The organism is Geomonas anaerohicana, from assembly GCF_016458305.1.
Classification (GTDB): domain Bacteria; phylum Desulfobacterota; class Desulfuromonadia; order Geobacterales; family Geobacteraceae; genus Geomonas; species Geomonas anaerohicana.
This window is the reverse complement of the sequence record NZ_JAEMHL010000003.1, coordinates 100,473-119,014: the sequence shown is the minus strand read 5'-3', so window position 1 is coordinate 119,014 and position 18,542 is coordinate 100,473. Positions and strand designations below refer to the sequence as shown.

Sequence of the window (18,542 nt, the reverse complement as noted above, 5' to 3'; positions counted from 1 at the left end):
AGGCGCCAAGCCGCAGAGGCGCAAAGTTCAAAACCGACTAAAGGTGTACCCCCTAAAAGGCTTTCTTAGCGTCTCCGCGCCTTTGCGTCTTTGCGTTGAGGCTTTTTGATCTTTGCGCCTTTGCGTTACCCTCTCGGGTGCGCCTTTTCGTGCAGACGCTTCAGCCGTTCCCGGGTCACGTGGGTGTAGATCTGGGTCGTGGAGAGGTCCGCGTGCCCCAGCATGATCTGCACGCTCCTCAAATCCGCGCCGTTCTCCAGCAGGTGCGTGGCAAACGAGTGCCGCAAGGTATGCGGCGAGATGCCGCTCCTGACGCCCGCCTGCAGCGCCCTCTTCTTGATGATGTTCCAAAAGGCCTGCCGGGTCATCCCCTCGCCCAGCCGGCTCAGAAAGAGCAGCGGCGAACTCTTCTGCTTCAACAACTCCTGGCGCGCCTGCTCCAGGTACTCCCCCACCGCGTGACAGGCGCTCGCCCCCATCGGGATCAACCGCTCCTTGTCCCCCTTGCCGATGGTCATCAGGTAGCCGGCGTCGATGTTGACGTCCCCTATCTTCAGCCCCACCAACTCGGAAACCCTGAGCCCCGTGGCGTAGAGCAGTTCCAGCATCGCCTTGTCGCGCAACTCTATGGCGCCGGTGTCGAGCGGCGAGGCCAAAAGTGCCTCCACCTCGCGCGAACTGAGCACGCCCGGCAGCTTCTGCAGCCCCTTGGGCGCCTCCACGATGGCAGTCGGGTTCACCTCGCAGTAACCCTCGCGCACCAGGAATCGGTGCAGCATCCGAAGCGCCGAGAGCGCCCGGGCGCGGCTCCGGGGCGAGATCCCCTCCCCTTTGAGCCTGGCGAGGTAACCGGTGACGTCGCTCGCCTTCACCTGCGCAGGCTCCCGCTCCCCGAGGTAGGCGAGGTAACGGGTCAGGTCCCTGCTGTAGGCGGCCACGGTGTTGGCGGCGGCCCCCTTCTCGACCACCAGGTAATTCAGAAACAGGTCGAGGTAGCGGTCCACTAGCCGTCCACGGCGGCGAGCAGCTCGGTGCGGATCTCCTCGAGCTTGGCAGGCTCAGAGATCTTCTGCCCGAAGATGTTCTTCACGTAAAACACGTCGGCGACCTGATCCACCTTGGTGGAGATCTTGGACACGCCGATGTAGAGCCCGAGCCTGGTGAGCGTGCTGGTGATCGAGTACAAAAGCCCCACCTTGTCGTGGGCGTAGATGTCGATGACCGTGTAGTCCGAGGAGACCTCGTTGTCGATCTCCACCCGCGCCGGCACGGTCGGCTTCGCCTTCTCGGTGAGGATGCTGGGGCGGTTGCGCTTGGCCACCAGTTGCCCCACCCGGACCTTGCCTTCCAGCACCTGCCTCAGGTCGGTCTCAAAACGCTTCCAGCGGCTTTCCTCGGTGATCACGAAGCCCTGGGGCGAGTTCACCTGCAGGATGTCCAGCACCTTTTCGTTGGTATTGGTGTGGATCTGCGCCCCCAGGATGTTCATGCCGTTGGCAGCCATCACGCCGGTGATCATGGAGAAGAGGCCCGGGATGTCATAGGTGCAGATGGTGCAGTTGGTGTAGCCGCGCTCGACCTCGTGGGACAACTGCAGCACCAACAGATTCTTGGGCATCTCAAGCAGCGTGCGCACGTGCCCGGATAGGACCTCCGGCGTGTAGGAGAGCAGGTGTCTGGTGGTGAGCGCCTGCAACTCGTCCTTGATGAGCTGCCCCGGGTAGTCGTCCGCCAACAGATCGAACACGGTCCGCTTGACCCGGCGCACCCGGTCCCCGGACGCCTCCAGCTTGAAGTCGCCGCGCTCCAGCACGGTGAAGGCCTTCTCGTAAAGCTCCTGCAGCAAAAGCGCCTTCCACTCGGTCCACACCTCCGGCCCCACCGCCTTGATGTCGGCGTAGGTCAGGAGGTAGAGCATCTTCAGGTTCTCGCTCTTCTCCATCTGGCGGGCGAACTGGATGATCATGCGCTCGTCGTGCAGGTCGCGGCGCTGGGCGATGTGGGCCAAGAGGAGATGCTGACGCACCAAAAACTGCAGCCGCTCCGAATCTTCCTTGATGAGCCCCATGCGGCGGGCGATGGTCTTGGTCAGCTCGGCGCCCACCTCCGCGTGCCCGCCCCCGCCCCCCTTGCCGATGTCGTGGAACATGACGGCCAGGAGCAGCAGCCAGCGCTTGTCGATCTCCATGGCAAGCTGGGTCAAAAGCGGCAGGGTGTCCTTGTGCTCGCCGCGCCACAGCTTGGCAATCTCCTCGACGGCGAAGAGGGTGTGGGTGTCGACCGTATAGATGTGGTAGACGTCGTGCTGCACCTTGCAGTAGATGCGCTCGAACTCGGGGATGAAGCGGATCAGGAAGCCCAGGTGGTGCATCTGCTGCAGCGTGTCGTAGACCTTCTTCTCGGACTGCAGGATGTTGATGAAGGAGGCGTTGGCCTCCTTGGAGCGACGGAACTTGTCGTTGACCAGGTCCAGGTTGTTGCGGATCAGGGTCTTGGTGGCGAGGCTCAAGGCCACCCCCTGCTTCTGGGCGTGCTCGAAGATCTTGATGAGCCGCACCGGGTCCTTGGCGATCACCGTTTCATCCGGGACCACCAGTTCCCCCTTCATGACGTAGAAGCCGTCCCCCACCGGGCGGCGGGTGAAGTAGCCCAGTATCTTGCGGGTTGAGTCCTCGCGCTGGCTGCACTTGGTGATGAGCAGCGAACTGAAGTGCTCGACGCGGTTGGCGTGCAGGTAGAAGTCCTGCATGAACTGCTCGACGGCCAGGGTCTTCCCCTTGTCCTCGTAGCCGAAGAAACGGGCGATGGTAGTCTGGGCCTCGAAGGTGAGCTGGTCGTTCTTGCGGCCGGCCAGGTAGTGCAGTTCGTTGCGGATGCGCCAGAGGTAGGAGAGCGAGCTGTAGTACATGCCGAGCTCCTCTTCCGAGAGGACCCCCTTCATGACCAGCTCGCGCGGCTCATCCACCTTGTACTTGATCTTGGCAACCCACATCGCGGTGTGCAGGTCCCTGAGGCACCCCTCCCCTTCCTTGATGTTGGGTTCCAGGATGTAGACGCTGGAGCCGTATTTCTCGCGCCGTTTCCTCAATTCCTCCAGCTTCTCGTTGATGAAGGAGTCGCTTCTCTTGGCGAGCACCTGGCTCACCATCGTCTTCTTCAGCTCGCTAAAGAGGTGTTGGCTGCCGGTCAAAAGGCGCGCGTCCAACAGGGCCGTCTTGACAGTGATGTCGTTGGCAGCCATGTCGACGCAGTCGGCGATGGTGCGCACCGAGTAGCCGACGTCCAGGCGCAGGTCCCACAGGAAATAGAGCAGGCGATTGGCCGCCTCCTCCACCACCTTGGAGTCCTTGCCGCTGTAGAGAAAGAGCAGGTCCAGGTCGGAATACGGGTTCAGTTCGCGCCGCCCGTAGCCGCCCACGGCGATCAGCGCGAGCTGGCCGCTCTTGTGCATCTGCAGGTCGTCCGAGAGCGCGGTGAACAGCCTCGTCACCAGGGCGTCGGTCATGGCGGTGATGGACTGCACCACCGAGATGCCATCCTCCCCTTCCCGGTGCGAGCGCTTGGACTCCTCGCGGAAATGCTCCAGGAACTCGCGCGCGGCGGCGAGGTAGGCGCCGCGCTTCTCCTCGAAGCTCTTGCCGTCCCCCTTCATCGACTCGGAGAGGTATGCGTTTATGTTGAGGCGCATCACTCTTCCTTGGCGATACGCACTACCTGCAGGACGCCCGGGAAGGCCTTGATGTCAGCCTCGGGGAGACTCTCGGTGTCGCCGATGACGCCGATGATGACCCGGTTCGCGCCGGTGGACTGGTGGATGTCGAAGCCACGCTCGATGAGGAACGACTTGATCTCTTCCTGGGCCTTTTCGTCGGCCGTCTTACGCATAACGATCAGCACCTGCAAACCTCCCTTTAGTGTTCGCCGCGGGTCATGATGCGCTCCAGGCGGCGCGATTCGTCGATCACCCTCTCGAAGAGACGCACGATGGCCTGGTCGTCCAGGGGGCCATGGTTCTCCGAGGTCATCCGGGCAAAGATGCGCTTCTCGCGGGCCGGGTCGTACACCGGCAGGTCGAGCCCCTTCTTGATCTCCCCGATCTTCAGGGCAAGGGAGGCACGCTCGTTGAAGATGCGCAAAAGTTCGCTGTCCAGCCGGTCGATCTCGTTCCTGATGTCGTCAATGCCCATGGCGGCGTCCTCAGAACTTCTTCTTGATGTGGGTGTCGCGCTTCCAGTTCACGTCGTCGACGCCCGGGTAATCGATGTTGTAGTTGAGCCCGCGCGATTCCTTGCGCATCTGGGCGCAGGCGACGATCAGCTGGGCCACGGTGGCGATGTTCCTCAGCTCGATCAGGTCCGAGGTGACGATGAAGTTCCAGTAGTACTCCTCGATCTCGTCCTGGATTAGCTCGATGCGGCGCATGGCGCGCGCGAGACGCTTGTCGCTTCTCACGATGCCGACGTAGTTCCACATGAAGCGGCGGATCTCGTCCCAGTTCTGGGAGACCACCACCATCTCGTCAGAGTTGGTCGCAGTACCGGCGTCCCACTCCGGGATCTGCGGGAACGAGAAGGTTTCATCTTTAAGTACCTGCACCGCGTGCTCATAGGCGCGACCAGCGTAGACCGCCGCCTCCAGCAGCGAGTTGCTGGCCAGACGGTTGCCGCCGTGCAGGCCGGTGAAGGCGACCTCGCCGATGGCGTAGAGGTGCTTGATGTCGGTCTCGGCGTTGAAGTCCACCTGCACACCGCCGCACAGATAATGCGCCGCGGGGACGACCGGGAGCATCTCGGTAGTCATGTCGATGCCGTACTCCAGGCAGGTCTGGTAGATGTTGGGGAAGCGCGAGGTGATGTACTCGGCGCCGCGGTGCCTGATGTCCAGGTAGACGCAGTCGTCGCCGTAGGTCTTCATCTCGTTGTCGATGGCGCGGGCCACGATGTCGCGCGGCGCCAGGTCCTTCAGGTGGTGGTACTTCTCCATGAAGGCGGTGCCGTCGCGGCGCTTGAGGATGGCACCCTCACCGCGCACCGCCTCCGAGATCAGGAAGGAACGGGCGTTGGGGTGGTAGAGCGTGGTCGGGTGGAACTGCATGAATTCCATGTTGGCGATGGTGGCGCCGGCGCGGTAGGCCATGGCGACGCCGTCGCCGGTAGCGACGTCCGGGTTGCAGGTGTAGAGATACACCTTGCCGGCGCCGCCGGAGGCAAGCAGGGTGATGCGGGCCGCGAAGGTCTTCACCTCGCCGGACTCCTTGTCCATCACGTGGGCGCCCAGGCAGCGGTTGTGCTCCAGCTTCTGCTTCATCACCTTGGACTCGGTGACGAGATCGATGGCGATGTGGTTTTCGTAGATGGTGATGTTGTCGTGCTTCTTGGCCGCCTCGACCAGGGCGCGCTCGATCTCGCGGCCGGTGATGTCCTCGGCGTGCAGGATGCGCCGCGCGCTGTGGCCGCCCTCGCGGGTCAGGTCATAGGCATCGCCGCTCTTGGTGAACTGCACCCCCCAGTCGATCAGGTTGCGGATCACCTGCGGCCCTTCCTCGACCACCATGCGCACCACGTCCTCGTGGCAGACGCCGGCGCCGGCGACCAGGGTGTCCTGCACGTGCGCGTCGAAGGTGTCCTCGTCCGAAGAGACCGTCGCGATGCCACCCTGCGCGTAATTTGTGGCCGACTCCGAAATGTCCCTCTTGGTGACCACCGCGACCTTGCCGTGGGCCGCAGCCTGCAGCGCGAAGGAAAGCCCCGCGATACCGCTGCCGATCACCAGAAAATCAGTTTTCTCCTTCATCAAACTACCCCCCGATAAGCTGGATTAGGCGTTTCTTGAGACCGAAAGTATGAGACGAAGCCGTGCAGCAGTCGCGAGTACTTCAGGAAAGACTCAGGGGGTCATGGCGGCAACGTTCGGGCCTGTGCCCTCAAAGGAGATTTCTTGGTGTGCGTCGCGGGTACCTTGCGTTCTTCGCGTAACCGGCTCGGGAAAACCCGCAAATTATTGATCCCAGCGAGATTTTTGTCAAGACTTTTGACGGGTTAGAGGCCGCCAAGGTCACATTAGACCTTGAATTATCATGCTTATTGGTCTATATATTTCGATGGCAGAATTCCCTGTCCCATTAAAAAGGAAGCCCATGCGCTTAACGTCACACCGACTTTCCCTGGCAGCCATCCTGACCCTGGCCGCGCTGTCGTGGTGCACCCCGGCACCGGCGCGCGCCGATATATATAAGTACGAAGATCCCGACGGAACCGTTCACTTCACCGACGCCCCCACCGACAAGCGTTTCAAGATCTTCATGCGCGACATAAAGAAGGACAAGCGGCTGAGAACCGCCTTCAAGCTTTCCGGCTATGCCCGCAACCCCGCCGAGTTCGAACCCATCATCAGTTCCTGCTCGCGCGAGTTCGGCGTCGACAGCTCCCTGGTGAAGGCGGTGATCCATGCCGAGAGCGGCTACAACCCGAGCGCCGTGTCCCCCAAGGGCGCCCAGGGGCTGATGCAGCTCATGCCCAAGACGGCCCAGGGGCTGAAGGTTGCCGACTCCTTCAACCCGTCCGACAACATCCGCGGCGGTGTGCGTTACCTGAGGTTCCTTCTGGACACCTTCAAGGGGAACGAGTCGCTGGCCGTCGCCGCTTACAACTGCGGGCTCAATGCCGTTGCCAAGTACGGCGGCATTCCCCCCTATCCCGAAACCCAAACCTACGTGTCCAAGGTACTCAGTTACCGGAACAGCTATAGATAGCGCAAAGGCCAAGCATGCCCTCCACCCAAGCCCAGATCATGAATCTCCCGAACATCCTGACCATGTTGCGCATAGCGGCCATCCCGCTTCTGTGCGTCCTTTTGCTCTCGCCCGAGCGCGAGCCCGGTTTCTGGGCCGCGGCGCTGTTCGCCGCCGCGTCGGTAACCGACTGGCTGGACGGGTATCTTGCCAGGAAGATGGGTATCGTCACCGTGTTCGGCAAGTTCCTGGACCCGATCGCCGACAAGCTGATCGTCATGGCCGCGCTGATCATGATCCTTCCCTTCGACCGCGTCCCCGCCTGGATGGTGCTGGTGATCCTCGGGCGCGAGATGATCATCACCGGTCTGCGCGGCATCGCCTCCACCGAGGGGATCGTCATCGCCGCCAGCAACCTGGGCAAGTTCAAGACCATCTTCCAGCTGGTCGCCATCATCGGATTGCTGCTGCACTATGACTACCACTGGTTCTTCGGGATCGATCATCCGCTCTTGGTAGTCAACATGCATAACGTCGGCATGTTCTATTTGTGGATAGCAACAATCATAACCATCTGGAGCGGCGTCGATTACCTGAGCAAATTTGTGAGAGTGATCGCCAAGTAAAATTTCTCATTGACACAGACAAGGGAATCAGGTTATAAACTGGGCTCCTTCGATGTACAAGGCGGCATGGCCAAGTGGTAAGGCAAAGGACTGCAAATCCTTCATTCATCGGTTCAAATCCGATTGCCGCCTCCAATAATAAAAGGGGCTTACGGTTACTCACTGTAAGCCCCTTTTTCTATCGCTGTAATAATCGCTGCAATAAATTCCCTCTCCCATCGCTGCAAAAAAATTCTTACCCTTTCCTGTGAGGCAGGACGGAACCCGGCTCACCTCCCTGCAATGATGTGATGTCGCTCGCGACCGAAACCCGCTCACGCTCCCGTACCCACTCCTCCACCTCCGCGAGGTGCCAGCCGACCGAACCACTGCTTAGTCGCACCCGGGCCGGGAACCGCCCCGCCCTCTCCAACCGCCACTGCGTCGAATGACTGAGCCCTATGAGATCCAGGACCTGCTTACGCCTGATCAGTTTGTCGTTATCCATGCGGGATCTCCTCGTTGCAAATAGCCCCCTTGGTTTCAGCGGCTCCGGACCACTTACAGATCCGGCTGTTGAAGGAAAACATCAGGAGGCAAAGGCGGCTGCGGACCGGGGGAGAATCCCCCGCTTGCCCTAAGAACAAGTGACCTTTGTGTGCCGGGGTGTCACCGGCGCACCGGCTGCCTGGCGGGCAGCTGCCCTTGTTTTCTTCAGAGTCGGCGGCATACTTTTCTCGTGGGAGGTTTCTCCATCTCCCGGCGAAGGCTCCGAATCCCAGTGCGGCATGCGAGGGGGGCGGGGCCTTTCGTTTTGCAGGTTCAGCATAATGAACTAAATATTGTTTCCGCCATCCGCCCCAGGTTTAAAATTATTTTATTTACATTAGCAGCCTAACATGATACACAACAACCTCCTTGGTTTGTGTAGTAGAAGCCCCCTATCGAAGTTGATGGGGGGCTTCGCGTTCCGACTCTCTGCCCCAGACGGACCAGCCACAACCATGACTGAAAGGAAAGCCATGCCAGGTACCAGATACGAAGTTGTACAAAGATGCTCGGAAATGCTCCGAGCCTTCACCATGCCTCAAAGCGACAAGCTCAAGCTAGAGTTCCAGCTCGTCCAGATAAAGAGACTTCTTTTGAAGGACCACAATCTGAGGAGTTGCCGACATAGGCAGTGCACCCTCGCTGCATTTGAAAACCTGGAAGCAATGTTTGCAAGCATCCCGGATACGAAGTTGTTGGGGCATACGCTGGACCGTGTCTCACAGGAACTCGAAGAGATGCTCGTGGTGCTATGGGCGCTGGATAAAGCATACGCCTGTTACTCCGGCCTGTGATCGTGAACCACCCGCCAGAACTAGCGGCCCTGCCCTCACCGATCTTCTGCAAAGGAAGGATTGGTGTTTTTCTGTCGCAAACCAGCATTACCCTAGCTTTATCCACTCAACTGTTTTCGGCAGCAGGTCATGTTTTTCTTTTCCACACTTATAACGCGAAACAGCATTTATATTTCCCATTGACACGCTATTTCAGCTAGTTACATGCATGCGCATTATGCGGGCAATTTGTTAAAGTTATGAGAAAGACGAACAAAGTACACCCGATATCCACAGGCTCAGAAGATTTATCCACAGTCTCAGTGGAAAATTCCTTTTAATTATTCACGACACATCGCTATCTAACGTAGAAAACACTCAACGTAGGACTGAAATTAGAGTTCCGCTCCATTATTTACGCCCATTGTCCCCTCCCTCTCATTCTGGCCTTCTCCACTTAGGCGTAACCGCCTACCGTCTCTACGGGAAATCCAAGTCAAGCTGCACGGTGAAGGTGTCCTCCCCGGACAATTCGGAACGTCTGAACTTGTCGTAGCCCAAAAGGAGGGAGACGTTGCGGTTGAATCTCCAGGCGGCCCCGAAGCTCAAGGCACCGTTCACGTTCTCCCCTCCCATGTAGTCCACCGCCACCCACAGTTTTTCAGTGAGCTCAGTAATCGTCCTGTCCCAGGAAAGCAGGAGCCCCTTGTTGTCCGGCACCAGTGCCTTCTTGCTGCCGTGATAGTAGCCGCCGGAGAAGCGCCCCAGGGAGAAGCCTGGTCCTGGGAGGGTTTTCGCTGCCAGGCCATACACGATATTCTGCCCGGACCGGACGAAGGAGAGGTTGCCGTCGGTGGCCTTTCGCGCCTTTCCGGTGTTGTAGATGCCGCCAGCGACGGCTGGGGAAAAGGGGAAAAGAGACTCTTCCCTGATCCCGAGCTTGGCGTTGCCGCTCCAGGGATAGCGGTCATTGGGATCTCCCGCAACGGCGAGATAATCCGCGCCGACCTCCAACTGTAGCTTCTCAAAGGGGAGCAGCCCTACGGTGAGGCCGACATCGAGGATGTTGGGATCACGCTCACCGGAGCCATTCCCCCCCCTGCGAAAGTAGTTGTCCACGCCGATGTGCCCGACCAGGAAGGCTTGCACGTCCGGGGAGGGAATCCAGATCTGAGTTGAGGGGGTTGCATGGACAGTATCTGCCAGTATCAGACTGGCGAGCACCATAACGGCGGCAACCATTTTCATAGTGACCTCCAAGGCCAATGCTCACGGGTTGGCCCCTGTCAGATCTGGGCCGACTCTCCCAAGACGGCATTCTCGCCCCCCAGTGCCGTTTTCTTGTCCTTCTTCTTTTCGGGAGGCTGCACCTCCCTTTTCAAGTAGGCGTTGAAGGCATGGTCTGATTCGAAAAAGCTGGTGAAGATCCGGTCGACGATGAAGTCACGGTCCGGTTCAACCCCATAAAAATCTGAATAGGCAGCGAGATAGGCCTCGAACTTGGACAAAGTCGGAAGCGGCAACTTGAAGGACATCTTCTGTTTTTCGGGGGGAGTGGGAAGTGGCCTGATTCTCAGCTCTGTAGTCTCAGCAGGGTTCTTTTTCATGGTCATCTCCTCCTACTCGGTGAAGGGTTTGAGGATCATATCCTTGGTGACGAAGACGTTGATCTTGTCTCCGGGGGAGACCTCGATGCTGGGCTGCATGTTGAGGACCTTGTTGGTGTGCTGCTGGGCGGCCTGATTGATGTTCTGGGCCGCCCCGGATACGGCGAGGTTGCCGAAGGTTGGGGGGACGTTGGGTGCGCCCTGCCCTCCCACAGCGACCTGGGCGCCGGCGCCGATGACGCTCCCCAGCACCACGCCGGTGACCAGCTTGCCGTAGTGGTTGTTCACCCGGCCGGTCATCCCGGCGTAGCCGGAGAGGTCGGTTCCGGGCATTCCCTCGAGGTTGACCGATTCGCCGTTGGGCATGACAAGCCGCGTCCAGACCACCAAGACCCGTTCCTGGCCGAAGGCTACCTTGGAGTCGTACTCGCCGATGAGCCTGGTCCCCTGCGGGACCAGGAGGTAGTTCCCGGTCACGGTGTCGAAGACGTTTTCCCTCATCTGAGCCACGATCTGCCCCGGAAGATCGGAGTTGATCCCGGTGATCAAGGTAGCGGGAAGGATGGTCCCGGCCTTGATCTCGTACTGCGAGATGGGGGCCATCAGGGTGGACTTCAGGTACGGCAGGTCCTGCTGCCGCTCCCGGGAAAAGTCCCGCTTCTCCCCCTGCATGTTCTGGTCGTCAGGGGGTAGCCGTTCCCCTGGCTGGAACGTAGGTGTGAAATGAGGCACCGCCACGGGAAGATGGGGCTCCTCTGCCCTTGCCTGCGGCTGTGGGATCTCGCCTTGGCCGAAAGTCACCGGGGAGTTGATCGCGGTCACTTTATCCTTTTGTGTCTGGTTCTCGGCAAGCTGGCCCGGCGGTGTGACTGTATAGGCCGGAGACACCGGCTGGGGAGGGTCGCCAGCTGCGGCTTCGGCGGCTGCTTCCGCCGGTTTTCTGGGCGAAGGGACTCCTCCTGACGCGCTTCTTGCCTTGGGGATCTTGTCGTAGCTACCCGGTGCGGTGACCATCGGATCGGGTAGGCCAGGAGAGGTCGGAGCCTGTTCCAGCTTTTGCCCAGACTTCTTCTCCTCCCCCTGGGCCATCTTCTTCGGCGAGAAACTGGCGACCACGGCTGCCGTGATGATCACGGTGATCACCACGGCCAGAACGAAGATCATGCGCCGGTTGAATCTGGTCACCACGGTCCGCGGCGTTTTCAACGGGGAATCCTGCTCCGGTTCCGCTTTTGCTCTTATCCATACCATAGGCTTGCATCCTCCTTCAGCGCCCACCCTTCCCCGATTCAGGATAGTTGTTGCCAGAGGAGAACCATGGGGTCTGCCGGATGATTCGGACCCTGTCCTTCTTCCCGCTTCTGAGTTCCCCCTCCTCGAAGAGGCGGTCCACGATGAAGTAGTCCCCCTTGATGCGGTAGTTCACCAGGTTCAGCTTCTTGCCGTCCTTGATGAAGAGAACGGGAGCCTCGCTGCTTTTCATCTCGGGGGACATCTGGATGTAGGTCTTGCTCCCGTCATCGAAGGCCCTGAGCGGCACCCAGGGGTACTTTCTGTCAGCCTTGATCTTGTACTTGAAGTTGAGATTTGCCGCTATGATCGCGGGGGCGGCCACCATGCCGTCCAGGCGCTGCTGCTCTTTCCGGATCTGCGCCGATTTGGTGGTCATCTCCTCGTCGGAATAGGACCAGCCTACGGTCGGGATGAAGAAATCATCGTTGCTCTGGGCATAGAGGCGATAGGAGTGGCGGTCGGTGACAATGAGAAAATTGGTTTCGATCCCCGCCTGCTTGGGCTTGATCAGGACGTGGGTGGTGACGTTGCTGCCGGACCCGTCCTCGACGGTCCCCACCTCCCAGCGGAAGGTGTCTCCGGCGACGATTTTCCCGGTCAGCCTTTCCCCCGGTTGCAGCTGGATGTCCACCACGTGGTTCAGCGCGGCGTAGATCATGTAGATTGCGTCGGGGACGTAAGAATAGATGGTCTTACTCTCCACGGACATCGCGTTCACCGGGCGTTGCACCGATTGCTTGACCCGGTGTTCCACGATCTGGCGGTCGCTCAATCCCTCTTTTCTCACCGGCTTCTTCGCCTGCTGTTTCTTGATACGGATGCCCTTGGGCTGGACCGGCTGCGGCGCTTCCGCCTGAGCCTGGGGCTGCGGAACCGTCTGCGGAGGGGATGGCTGCACCGGGGCCGTGCCGGGGATCGCTGGGACCACGTCGGTCCGGGCCGGAGGAGGGCCGGCCAGCAGGGTGGCAGGGAGGAGGACCAGCAAGAAGGCCGACAGCATCCGTTTCATTTGGCGACCTCCTGGGACCAGCTGAAGTGTTTGATGTAAAGGCCAAGCGGGTTCAGCTTCAGCATCGCTTCGTCCGTTGGAGGGGAAACCTCCACCGTGAACAGCCCGGTCATGTTTCGGATACCGGTGCTGGCCCCCTCCTTGCTGAAACAGTTTTCCTCCCAACGCACCTGGTAGGTGTCGCCGGAAAGCGGCACCACGCTCTTGATCTGCACCGCGACCGTCTCCTGCCCGACCTTCTGCAGGGGCTGCTCCTTCTGCGCAATCTCGTTCAGGGTGTTGGCGGCGCTCTGGCGCAGGTAGCCGTAGGCGGAGAGCCAGCGCTCCTTGGCCACCACCGGGTCAAGGGGGACCGAGCGGACGTAGGTGACGAACTGGGAGAGGAAATACTGCAGCACGGCCCGGTTCGGCGTGTAGTTGGTCCGCGTTGCCGGCCCTGCGGCCTGCACCAGGCCGTCCCCGTTTACCTGGACTACGTATGGGACCACCTTGGACTTGGCGGACTGGAAGATAAGGCCGCCGGTAAGGAGGGCGCAGATCCCGGCGAGGGAAAGGGCCATGATGCGCCAGTTTTTCGCCTGGACCCGGGCGGAGCCGATGCGGTTGTCCCACTCCTCCTGTGCCTTCTGGTAGGGGGTGAGGGCGGTCCCTTCAGGCTTGTAGGAGGCGGGCGGATCGTTAAGTTCGTTTGAAGGCATATCGTTTCCTCCATCTCAAATCTCTACTTGGAGGCTCCCTCTTGATGTTTTTGCCTGTCCCCAAGCTCCTTCTCATAGCCGTCCAGGAACGAAGGAACCGGAGGGACCGTCCGCTTATCCCTGACGCTCCAATCGCGAAACTTGTCATTCTTGGCATCCTCGTTCTTCCCACAAGAGACGACCATCGACAGCATTGATACCCCTAGAACGATGACAGTTAGCTTTCCCATGAAAAACCTCCCTTTGAAGAATCTGTTTCATACCTCTCTCAGTTGGACAGACACACCGCCTCCGGAATGGGTATCGTGAGGAACAACTCCACGAGCCATCAACACATTGTGTACCCAACGAGGACTGGACGAAGGGTTGGGCGAGGAACCGGTCTCCTTTCTTTGAAGAAGGTCCCGTGCCCATTGTGGCGGCGTCTCCTGTGACGAGCTAGCAATAGTGCCCCGGGATGCTCCAGAAGATACCGAAGTTGTTGCCGATGGCTGCCCTCCCCCACCGGATTGAGGCGGACCTCCCCTGGATCCGGCCAGCCTCACACCTTCGCCGCCCGACGCCCCGGCTGCGGTGGCTTGAACTCCCGCCCGAGCTATCTGCTGTGCGGCTCCAGTTATCATTGAACCAGCTACTGCTGCACCTGCGGCAACAGCCACCCCTGTTGAGGCCACGGCTCCAAGACCAAGACTCGGAGACCCCGTCATGAGGCCGCCGGCGACGGCAGGCGCGTGCCAAGCAAGTCCCATGATGGTCAGCGCAGCGAACAAAATCAGGGATATTTGTCGGAAGGTAGGATCTGGTGGAAGGGTGAGCGTAGCTAAGGTCTGCTGCGTAACTGAAAGGATAAAAGCAAGGACCATGAGTCGAATGCCAAAAGCGATGATGGCCCCGAATACTTTTTCAGCTAAGAAAGCGGTGTGTTTAAACACGCCAAACGGCACCAGCATCAATCCTAGAGCGGATATGATGAAAAATTCGAGATAAGTAACAAAGACCAGCAAGGCTATGCCAAAAAAAGCGATGACGATTAACACTGCAGCAAATTGGGTCAGCAGCATATCCATCGCATGACGTATGCTGACGTTCCAGAGGCTGTAGTTCTGGGTGTGTTCGAAAATAGGCGCCGTGACCGCGAAACCATATTCGATAATCCGCGAAGGATCCGTGATGAGATTGACGGGAGTGGTGCCCCCTCCGGCGATGGTCCCTGTTTGAATAAAGCCCTGCAAAATTGTGCAAAGCAACCATTCGTAATTGTTCACCACCCAGACGACGAAGCCGATTTGCATGACTTTTTTTAGAAAGGTGACTTCAATTTTGTGACCGCCATCGAACGCCATCCATAGCCCAGCAAGACAAACCTCCAGTGTTGCCAGCATGGATAAAAGGGTTTTCGCGTTGGGCAACACCTTCCCATACCCCGGGATGATAGAACCCATGAATAGGTTTAGAAGATCGGTCAATATTCCAGAACCAACCGTCATAGCATTCCCCTTTTACTTCACAAAACCCGGAACTGGCTTTACGGTGCGTGCATCTCTTTTGCCCCAGTCACGAAATAAATCTTTACTGGCGGAGCTGGCGGCCTCACCGTTTGAAGACTTTTCCGCAAGGTAAGCCGCATCCGCCTTGGCCGTAGTGGATATCAGCTGTTGCAGTTGCATCAGCTGTTTGGTCTGCATGATGAGCAGCTGGTTCATATTCTGCAAAAGGTCCTTGGTGCCCGATGCCGAATCCGAACGGTCGCTAAGGTACTTGAGGGTTTTCTGGTCCCGGACCACGGACTCCTGAAGTTTCGTCGTGACGACGAGAATGTCGTAGGCATTTTGCTGGTTTTTCTTCGACCACTCCGCCGACTGCTTCGCGTAGTCCACGCTCTTTTGTCCCTGATAGGTTTTGAAATCGGGGTAAAGCTCCTGAAACTGCCCCTGCATCTTACCGAAGTCATTGCTTATTCCGATCGATGAACCCATCACACGCTGCATCTGGTTCAGGTTGGAAAGGTCGATCTGGTAACCAAGGTTGTGCAGGTTGGCATAGTCGTTTCGCAATTGCTGCATCTGGGTCGCGTACTGCTCAGTCTGCAGGGCATACTGGTCCAGGGACAGGGTATAGTTGATCAACTGGCGCTGGAAGGCCGCTGGATCGTAGACTATGTCCCCTACCCCCAGAACGCCCTGCGCCGGGGGAACAGAAACCGCCTGCAACCACACCATAAGCAGAGAAAAAAACACCAAGCGTTTAAACATAACGTTCCTCCTGGCGGGACCGCAGTACTTCCGCTGCCCATGAAAGCCCCTTGTGGTGCAGCCACTGGCTCGCGAATTCGTCGTTGCCGTCTCCGGCCAAAATCTTCTTCGCCTGGATCTGATCCTCTTTGGAGGTGGCAGCACAAAAGGCGAGCCCCAAGGGACCAAGTCCCAACTCGAAGAGCCGGTTCCCCAGGGTGCTCTGGTAGTAGTACTGACGTTTGGGCTGGGCCATGGCGAGCATCTGGATCTGCCTCTCGTTAAGGCCGAACCGGCGGTACACCCTGGCGGTCTCCTCCTCCATGGCCCGGTCATTGGGAAGGAAAATCCTCGTGGGACAGCTCTCGATAAGGGCCGCGGAGATGGGGCAGCTCTCGATGTCGCTGAGCCCCTGGGTCGCGAAGATGACGGAGACGTTCTGCTTTCTGAGCGTCTTCAGCCACTCCCTGATCCTGGGCGCGAAGGCGGGGCTGTCGAAGAAAAGCCAGGCCTCGTTCAAAAAGAGCAGGGTGGGAACGGCGGCGGAAAACCTCTGCTCGAGGCGGTGAAACAGGTACGACAGGGCGGGGACCACGGCGGCCGACGTCCCCATGAGGGCTTCCATCTCGAAGACCTGCCAGCGGGAGTACTCGAGGGTATCGCGGGTGGCGTCGAAGATGTGGCCCAGGGGGCCGTCTACGGAGTAGGGAAAAAGCGCCTGCCGGATCACCTGGTTCTGGCTCAAGGCGATGAAGCCTGAGATGGTGCGCTGCTCCAGGGGTGCGGTGGCGAGACTCGTCAGGGTACCCCATACCTCCGCCTTGATCCTCGGGTTCACGGTGACGTTTTCCTGCTGCAGCACGTCGAGAATCCATTGGCTGGCCCAGTTCCGCTCCCTATCGTGGTCGATACCCGAAAGGGGCTGGAAGGCAAGCCGGTTCTCTCCCCCGCCGCTGCCCAGATCGTAGAAATCCCCTCCGAGACCGGCGGTCATGACCCGGGAAGATCCCCCTTTGTCGAAGATGTAGATCTGGCTGTTCCGGTAGCGCAGGAATTGAGTCTGCAGGGCGGCCATCAGGACGTCTTTCCCCGCGCCGGTGGGACCGCAGATCATGGTGTGCCCCACGTCTCCCACGTGGAGGTTGAACCGGAAGGGGGTGTTACCGGAAGTTGTAGCGTGCATCAGGACTGGGCCGTTGAGGTGTTTATTCTCCGTGGGGCCTGCCCAGACCGCGGAAAGCGGCATGAGGTGGGCGAGGTTCAGGGTATTCAGAAGCGGCCGCCGCACGTTGGCGCGGGCATGCCCGGGGAGGGAGCCGAGCCAGGCGTCAACGGCGTTCAGGGTCTCGTTTATGGTGACAAACCCCAGACCGTTGATCACCTGCTCGACCGCCCTACTCTTCGCCTGCAGCCGTTCCCGGTCCTGATCCCAGATGACGACGTTGGCCGTAAAATAGCCGTAGCTCACGTAGTCGCCGGCGAGTTCCTGGAAGGCGGCGTCGGCATCATAGGCCTTGTTCTCGGCGTCGCTGTCGGACATGGCGCTTTCCTGGTTGGTGATGCCCTCCTTCACCAGAACCAGGACGCTTTTCCGTTTGGCCAACCAGCGCTTCTTGTACCTGGCGATCTCGGCGAGCGCATCGGTCTTGTCCATGCAAATGAACCTGGTGCTCCAACGGTATTGAATGGCTAGGTGGTTCAGGCCATCGAGAAGGCCCGGGACGGACTGCCCCGGGTAGCCCAAAACCGAAATCACCTGGATCGGGGTCTCTCCAAGCCGTGGTTCCAGCCCTCCTACCAGGGGAAAATCGGCAAGGAAAGCGTCAAGATACATCGGTATCTCCGGCACCCGCACCGGGTGGCGTTTGGGACTGATGGCGCCGTGCAGGTAGGTGAGGGTCTCCTGATCGTCCAGGGGGTGGATCTCGGGGAAGATGCCGAACATGAGGTCGAAGATACGGTTGGTCTCATCGATGAAGCGGTCCAGTTGGCCCCTATAATCCACAGAGCTTCTGGCACTGTTTTCCAGGAACAGCCCGGCCAGCCGGCTCTTCTGCTCCGAGGGGGGAAGATAAAGAAAGGTGAGGTAGTACGTACTTTCGAAATGGTCGTTACCCTCGAAGGAGTCACGGCGCTCCTCATCGATCAGGAAGGCGAGCGGATTGTTGAACGTCGACGGGGGATATTCCGCAGCAATGGTCCTCTGGGCTTCCACCCATATGGCCCATCCCGCTGTCAGGCGTTTAAGCACGTTGTTCACCCGGGCCGCGACGGAGACCAGCTCGGATTCCGTGGCGCTGTCCAGGTCGGGACCGCGATAGGAGAAGGTACGCTGGAAGGAGCCGTCTTTGTTGAGGACCACCCCCGGTGCTACCAGGGCCGCCCAAGGGAGGAGGTCGGCCAGTCGGTCCGGTTTTTTCCTGTACTCACCGATGTTGAACAAGGACCCCCCCTTTTCAAACGGTGTAGATGTTCTTCTGCCTGATATGGCGCCGAAAGCAGCTGAAAAAGTCGGGATCTGCCTTGGTGGCGGCCAGTGCCAGGAGGTGCACCAGGATTCCCACCGGCAGAGCCAAAAAGGAATGGAGTCCGAGCCCCAGGGCGGCGACCAATGTGCCGTTGACGAGTGCTATGGTCCGGGGCACCCCACCGATCAGGATCTGGTCGATGAGGCTCTTGTGGATCGGGATCTCGTGCCCTTCTAGAGCCATCTCTTCAGAACCTCACGCCGCCGGTGTACCCCAGAAAATCGGAGATGAAGGTCGTCGCGGAAAAGGTGATGGCAAGGCCGAAAACAACCCCGACCACCTTGCGCATGAAACCTCCCCCCTCGCTGAAGGCGAGCCCCAGGCCAGCGGCCACGATGGCCAGGATTCCGCCTGCCTTTGCCACCGGACCGGTGATGCTGCTGAGGATCCTGCTGAGCGGGGATTCCCACGGCATGCCGCTAGCACCACCGGTGGCAAAAGCAGGGTGGGTGGCGAGGAAGATAAACAGGGGGACCAAGAGTCCGACGATCTTTTCTTTGCTCTTCATACCAAGCCTCC

The 18,542-nt window shown here is 59.4% G+C and carries 20 protein-coding genes and 1 tRNA gene; 4 read left to right on the top strand and 17 right to left on the bottom strand.

What is annotated here, in order from left to right; translation table 11 throughout:
* Positions 1–125: 125 nt before the first annotated feature.
* Genes xerD through nadB form a run of 5 tightly spaced genes read right to left on the bottom strand, consistent with a single transcriptional unit; the run spans position 126 to position 5,793 of the window.
* Positions 126–1,004 carry a site-specific tyrosine recombinase XerD gene (xerD, locus tag JFN91_RS06925; RefSeq protein WP_199388485.1) on the bottom strand — a complete coding sequence of 293 codons (879 nt, stop codon included), beginning with the start codon at positions 1,002–1,004 and terminating at the stop codon, positions 126–128.
* A complete protein-coding gene (gene glnD / locus JFN91_RS06920; protein ID WP_199388484.1) occupies positions 1,004–3,688 on the bottom strand; it encodes a [protein-PII] uridylyltransferase in 2,685 nt (894 codons plus the stop codon). Before glnD ends, xerD begins: the two co-directional genes overlap by 1 nt.
* Positions 3,688–3,897: a hypothetical protein gene (locus JFN91_RS06915; protein ID WP_183346446.1), complete on the bottom strand. Its 210-nt coding sequence runs from the start codon at positions 3,895–3,897 to the stop codon at positions 3,688–3,690. The genes glnD and JFN91_RS06915 overlap by 1 nt, the downstream gene beginning before the upstream one ends.
* 14 nt (positions 3,898–3,911) lie before the next feature.
* Positions 3,912–4,187, bottom strand: a complete 276-nt coding sequence (locus JFN91_RS06910; RefSeq protein WP_199388483.1) for a chorismate mutase — start codon at positions 4,185–4,187, stop codon at positions 3,912–3,914.
* Between the two features lie 10 nt (positions 4,188–4,197).
* The gene (gene nadB / locus JFN91_RS06905) at positions 4,198–5,793 is read right to left on the bottom strand and encodes an L-aspartate oxidase (protein ID WP_199388482.1); all 1,596 of its coding nucleotides are present in this window, start codon (positions 5,791–5,793) and stop codon (positions 4,198–4,200) included.
* 343 nt (positions 5,794–6,136) lie between these two features.
* Between nadB and JFN91_RS06900 the strand changes: the two genes are divergently transcribed.
* The 3 genes from JFN91_RS06900 to JFN91_RS06890 all read left to right on the top strand — a co-directional run bounded on the left by JFN91_RS06900 (position 6,137) and on the right by JFN91_RS06890 (position 7,491).
* The gene (locus tag JFN91_RS06900) at positions 6,137–6,751 is read left to right on the top strand and encodes a lytic transglycosylase domain-containing protein (protein ID WP_199388481.1); all 615 of its coding nucleotides are present in this window, start codon (positions 6,137–6,139) and stop codon (positions 6,749–6,751) included.
* Between the two features lie 14 nt (positions 6,752–6,765).
* A complete protein-coding gene (gene pgsA, locus JFN91_RS06895; protein WP_183346450.1) occupies positions 6,766–7,356 on the top strand; it encodes a CDP-diacylglycerol--glycerol-3-phosphate 3-phosphatidyltransferase in 591 nt (196 codons plus the stop codon).
* Positions 7,357–7,416: 60 nt separating this feature from the next.
* A tRNA-Cys gene (locus JFN91_RS06890) sits at positions 7,417–7,491 on the top strand.
* A gap of 100 nt (positions 7,492–7,591) precedes the next feature.
* On the opposite strand, the gene JFN91_RS06885 is transcribed toward JFN91_RS06890, so the two are convergent.
* Positions 7,592–7,843 (bottom strand): helix-turn-helix transcriptional regulator, encoded by a 252-nt coding sequence (locus tag JFN91_RS06885; protein WP_199388480.1) that lies wholly within the window; start codon positions 7,841–7,843, stop codon positions 7,592–7,594.
* 391 nt (positions 7,844–8,234) lie between these two features.
* On the opposite strand from JFN91_RS06885, the gene JFN91_RS06880 reads away from it, so the two are divergent.
* Positions 8,235–8,678 carry a hypothetical protein gene (locus tag JFN91_RS06880; RefSeq protein WP_199388479.1) on the top strand — a complete coding sequence of 148 codons (444 nt, stop codon included), beginning with the start codon at positions 8,235–8,237 and terminating at the stop codon, positions 8,676–8,678.
* A 459-nt stretch (positions 8,679–9,137) separates the two neighbouring features.
* Here the strand turns inward: JFN91_RS06880 and JFN91_RS06875 are convergent, their stop codons facing one another.
* The 11 genes from JFN91_RS06875 to JFN91_RS06825 are packed head-to-tail and all read right to left on the bottom strand — an operon-like array spanning position 9,138 to position 18,531.
* A complete protein-coding gene (locus JFN91_RS06875; protein ID WP_199388478.1) occupies positions 9,138–9,905 on the bottom strand; it encodes a hypothetical protein in 768 nt (255 codons plus the stop codon).
* Positions 9,906–9,943: 38 nt separating this feature from the next.
* Positions 9,944–10,264 (bottom strand): hypothetical protein, encoded by a 321-nt coding sequence (locus tag JFN91_RS06870; RefSeq protein ID WP_199388477.1) that lies wholly within the window; start codon positions 10,262–10,264, stop codon positions 9,944–9,946.
* 12 nt (positions 10,265–10,276) lie between these two features.
* A complete protein-coding gene (locus tag JFN91_RS06865) occupies positions 10,277–11,515 on the bottom strand; it encodes a TrbI/VirB10 family protein (RefSeq protein WP_199388476.1) in 1,239 nt (412 codons plus the stop codon).
* A gap of 16 nt (positions 11,516–11,531) precedes the next feature.
* Positions 11,532–12,566, bottom strand: coding sequence for a P-type conjugative transfer protein TrbG (gene trbG, locus JFN91_RS06860; protein WP_199388475.1), 1,035 nt, complete (start codon positions 12,564–12,566; stop codon positions 11,532–11,534).
* On the bottom strand, positions 12,563–13,264 hold the full coding sequence (gene trbF, locus JFN91_RS06855) for a conjugal transfer protein TrbF (RefSeq protein WP_199388474.1): 702 nt from the start codon (positions 13,262–13,264) through the stop codon (positions 12,563–12,565). The genes trbG and trbF overlap by 4 nt, the downstream gene beginning before the upstream one ends.
* A gap of 23 nt (positions 13,265–13,287) precedes the next feature.
* A complete protein-coding gene (locus JFN91_RS06850) occupies positions 13,288–13,494 on the bottom strand; it encodes a hypothetical protein (RefSeq protein WP_199388473.1) in 207 nt (68 codons plus the stop codon).
* 27 nt (positions 13,495–13,521) lie between these two features.
* Positions 13,522–14,751, bottom strand: a complete 1,230-nt coding sequence (trbL, locus tag JFN91_RS06845) for a P-type conjugative transfer protein TrbL (protein WP_199388472.1) — start codon at positions 14,749–14,751, stop codon at positions 13,522–13,524.
* A 12-nt stretch (positions 14,752–14,763) separates the two neighbouring features.
* On the bottom strand, positions 14,764–15,516 hold the full coding sequence (gene trbJ, locus JFN91_RS06840; protein ID WP_199388471.1) for a P-type conjugative transfer protein TrbJ: 753 nt from the start codon (positions 15,514–15,516) through the stop codon (positions 14,764–14,766).
* On the bottom strand, positions 15,509–17,938 hold the full coding sequence (gene trbE / locus JFN91_RS06835) for a conjugal transfer protein TrbE (protein WP_199388470.1): 2,430 nt from the start codon (positions 17,936–17,938) through the stop codon (positions 15,509–15,511). The genes trbJ and trbE overlap by 8 nt, the downstream gene beginning before the upstream one ends.
* Before the next feature lie 13 nt (positions 17,939–17,951).
* Complete coding sequence (locus tag JFN91_RS06830; protein WP_199388469.1) at positions 17,952–18,206, bottom strand: VirB3 family type IV secretion system protein; 255 nt, start codon at positions 18,204–18,206, stop codon at positions 17,952–17,954.
* A 4-nt stretch (positions 18,207–18,210) separates the two neighbouring features.
* Positions 18,211–18,531 (bottom strand): TrbC/VirB2 family protein, encoded by a 321-nt coding sequence (locus JFN91_RS06825; protein WP_199388468.1) that lies wholly within the window; start codon positions 18,529–18,531, stop codon positions 18,211–18,213.
* Positions 18,532–18,542: the final 11 nt, after the last annotated feature.

Excerpts from the sequence above, each read along its gene's own strand:
- JFN91_RS06865 (WP_199388476.1), bottom strand. The coding sequence starts at position 11,515 with ATGGTATGGATAAGAGCAAAAGCGGAACCGGAGCAGGATTCCCCGTTG.
- JFN91_RS06850 (WP_199388473.1), bottom strand. The coding sequence starts at position 13,494 with ATGGGAAAGCTAACTGTCATCGTTCTAGGGGTATCAATGCTGTCGATG.
- glnD (WP_199388484.1), bottom strand. The coding sequence starts at position 3,688 with ATGCGCCTCAACATAAACGCATACCTCTCCGAGTCGATGAAGGGGGAC.
- JFN91_RS06825 (WP_199388468.1), bottom strand. The coding sequence starts at position 18,531 with ATGAAGAGCAAAGAAAAGATCGTCGGACTCTTGGTCCCCCTGTTTATC.
- nadB (WP_199388482.1), bottom strand. The coding sequence starts at position 5,793 with ATGAAGGAGAAAACTGATTTTCTGGTGATCGGCAGCGGTATCGCGGGG.
- JFN91_RS06885 (WP_199388480.1), bottom strand. The coding sequence starts at position 7,843 with ATGGATAACGACAAACTGATCAGGCGTAAGCAGGTCCTGGATCTCATA.
- JFN91_RS06910 (WP_199388483.1), bottom strand. The coding sequence starts at position 4,187 with ATGGGCATTGACGACATCAGGAACGAGATCGACCGGCTGGACAGCGAA.
- trbL (WP_199388472.1), bottom strand. The coding sequence starts at position 14,751 with ATGACGGTTGGTTCTGGAATATTGACCGATCTTCTAAACCTATTCATG.
- JFN91_RS06870 (WP_199388477.1), bottom strand. The coding sequence starts at position 10,264 with ATGAAAAAGAACCCTGCTGAGACTACAGAGCTGAGAATCAGGCCACTT.
- trbF (WP_199388474.1), bottom strand. The coding sequence starts at position 13,264 with ATGCCTTCAAACGAACTTAACGATCCGCCCGCCTCCTACAAGCCTGAA.
- trbJ (WP_199388471.1), bottom strand. The coding sequence starts at position 15,516 with ATGTTTAAACGCTTGGTGTTTTTTTCTCTGCTTATGGTGTGGTTGCAG.
- JFN91_RS06880 (WP_199388479.1), top strand. The coding sequence starts at position 8,235 with ATGATACACAACAACCTCCTTGGTTTGTGTAGTAGAAGCCCCCTATCG.
- JFN91_RS06830 (WP_199388469.1), bottom strand. The coding sequence starts at position 18,206 with ATGGCTCTAGAAGGGCACGAGATCCCGATCCACAAGAGCCTCATCGAC.
- JFN91_RS06900 (WP_199388481.1), top strand. The coding sequence starts at position 6,137 with ATGCGCTTAACGTCACACCGACTTTCCCTGGCAGCCATCCTGACCCTG.
- JFN91_RS06875 (WP_199388478.1), bottom strand. The coding sequence starts at position 9,905 with ATGAAAATGGTTGCCGCCGTTATGGTGCTCGCCAGTCTGATACTGGCA.
- pgsA (WP_183346450.1), top strand. The coding sequence starts at position 6,766 with ATGCCCTCCACCCAAGCCCAGATCATGAATCTCCCGAACATCCTGACC.
- trbG (WP_199388475.1), bottom strand. The coding sequence starts at position 12,566 with ATGAAACGGATGCTGTCGGCCTTCTTGCTGGTCCTCCTCCCTGCCACC.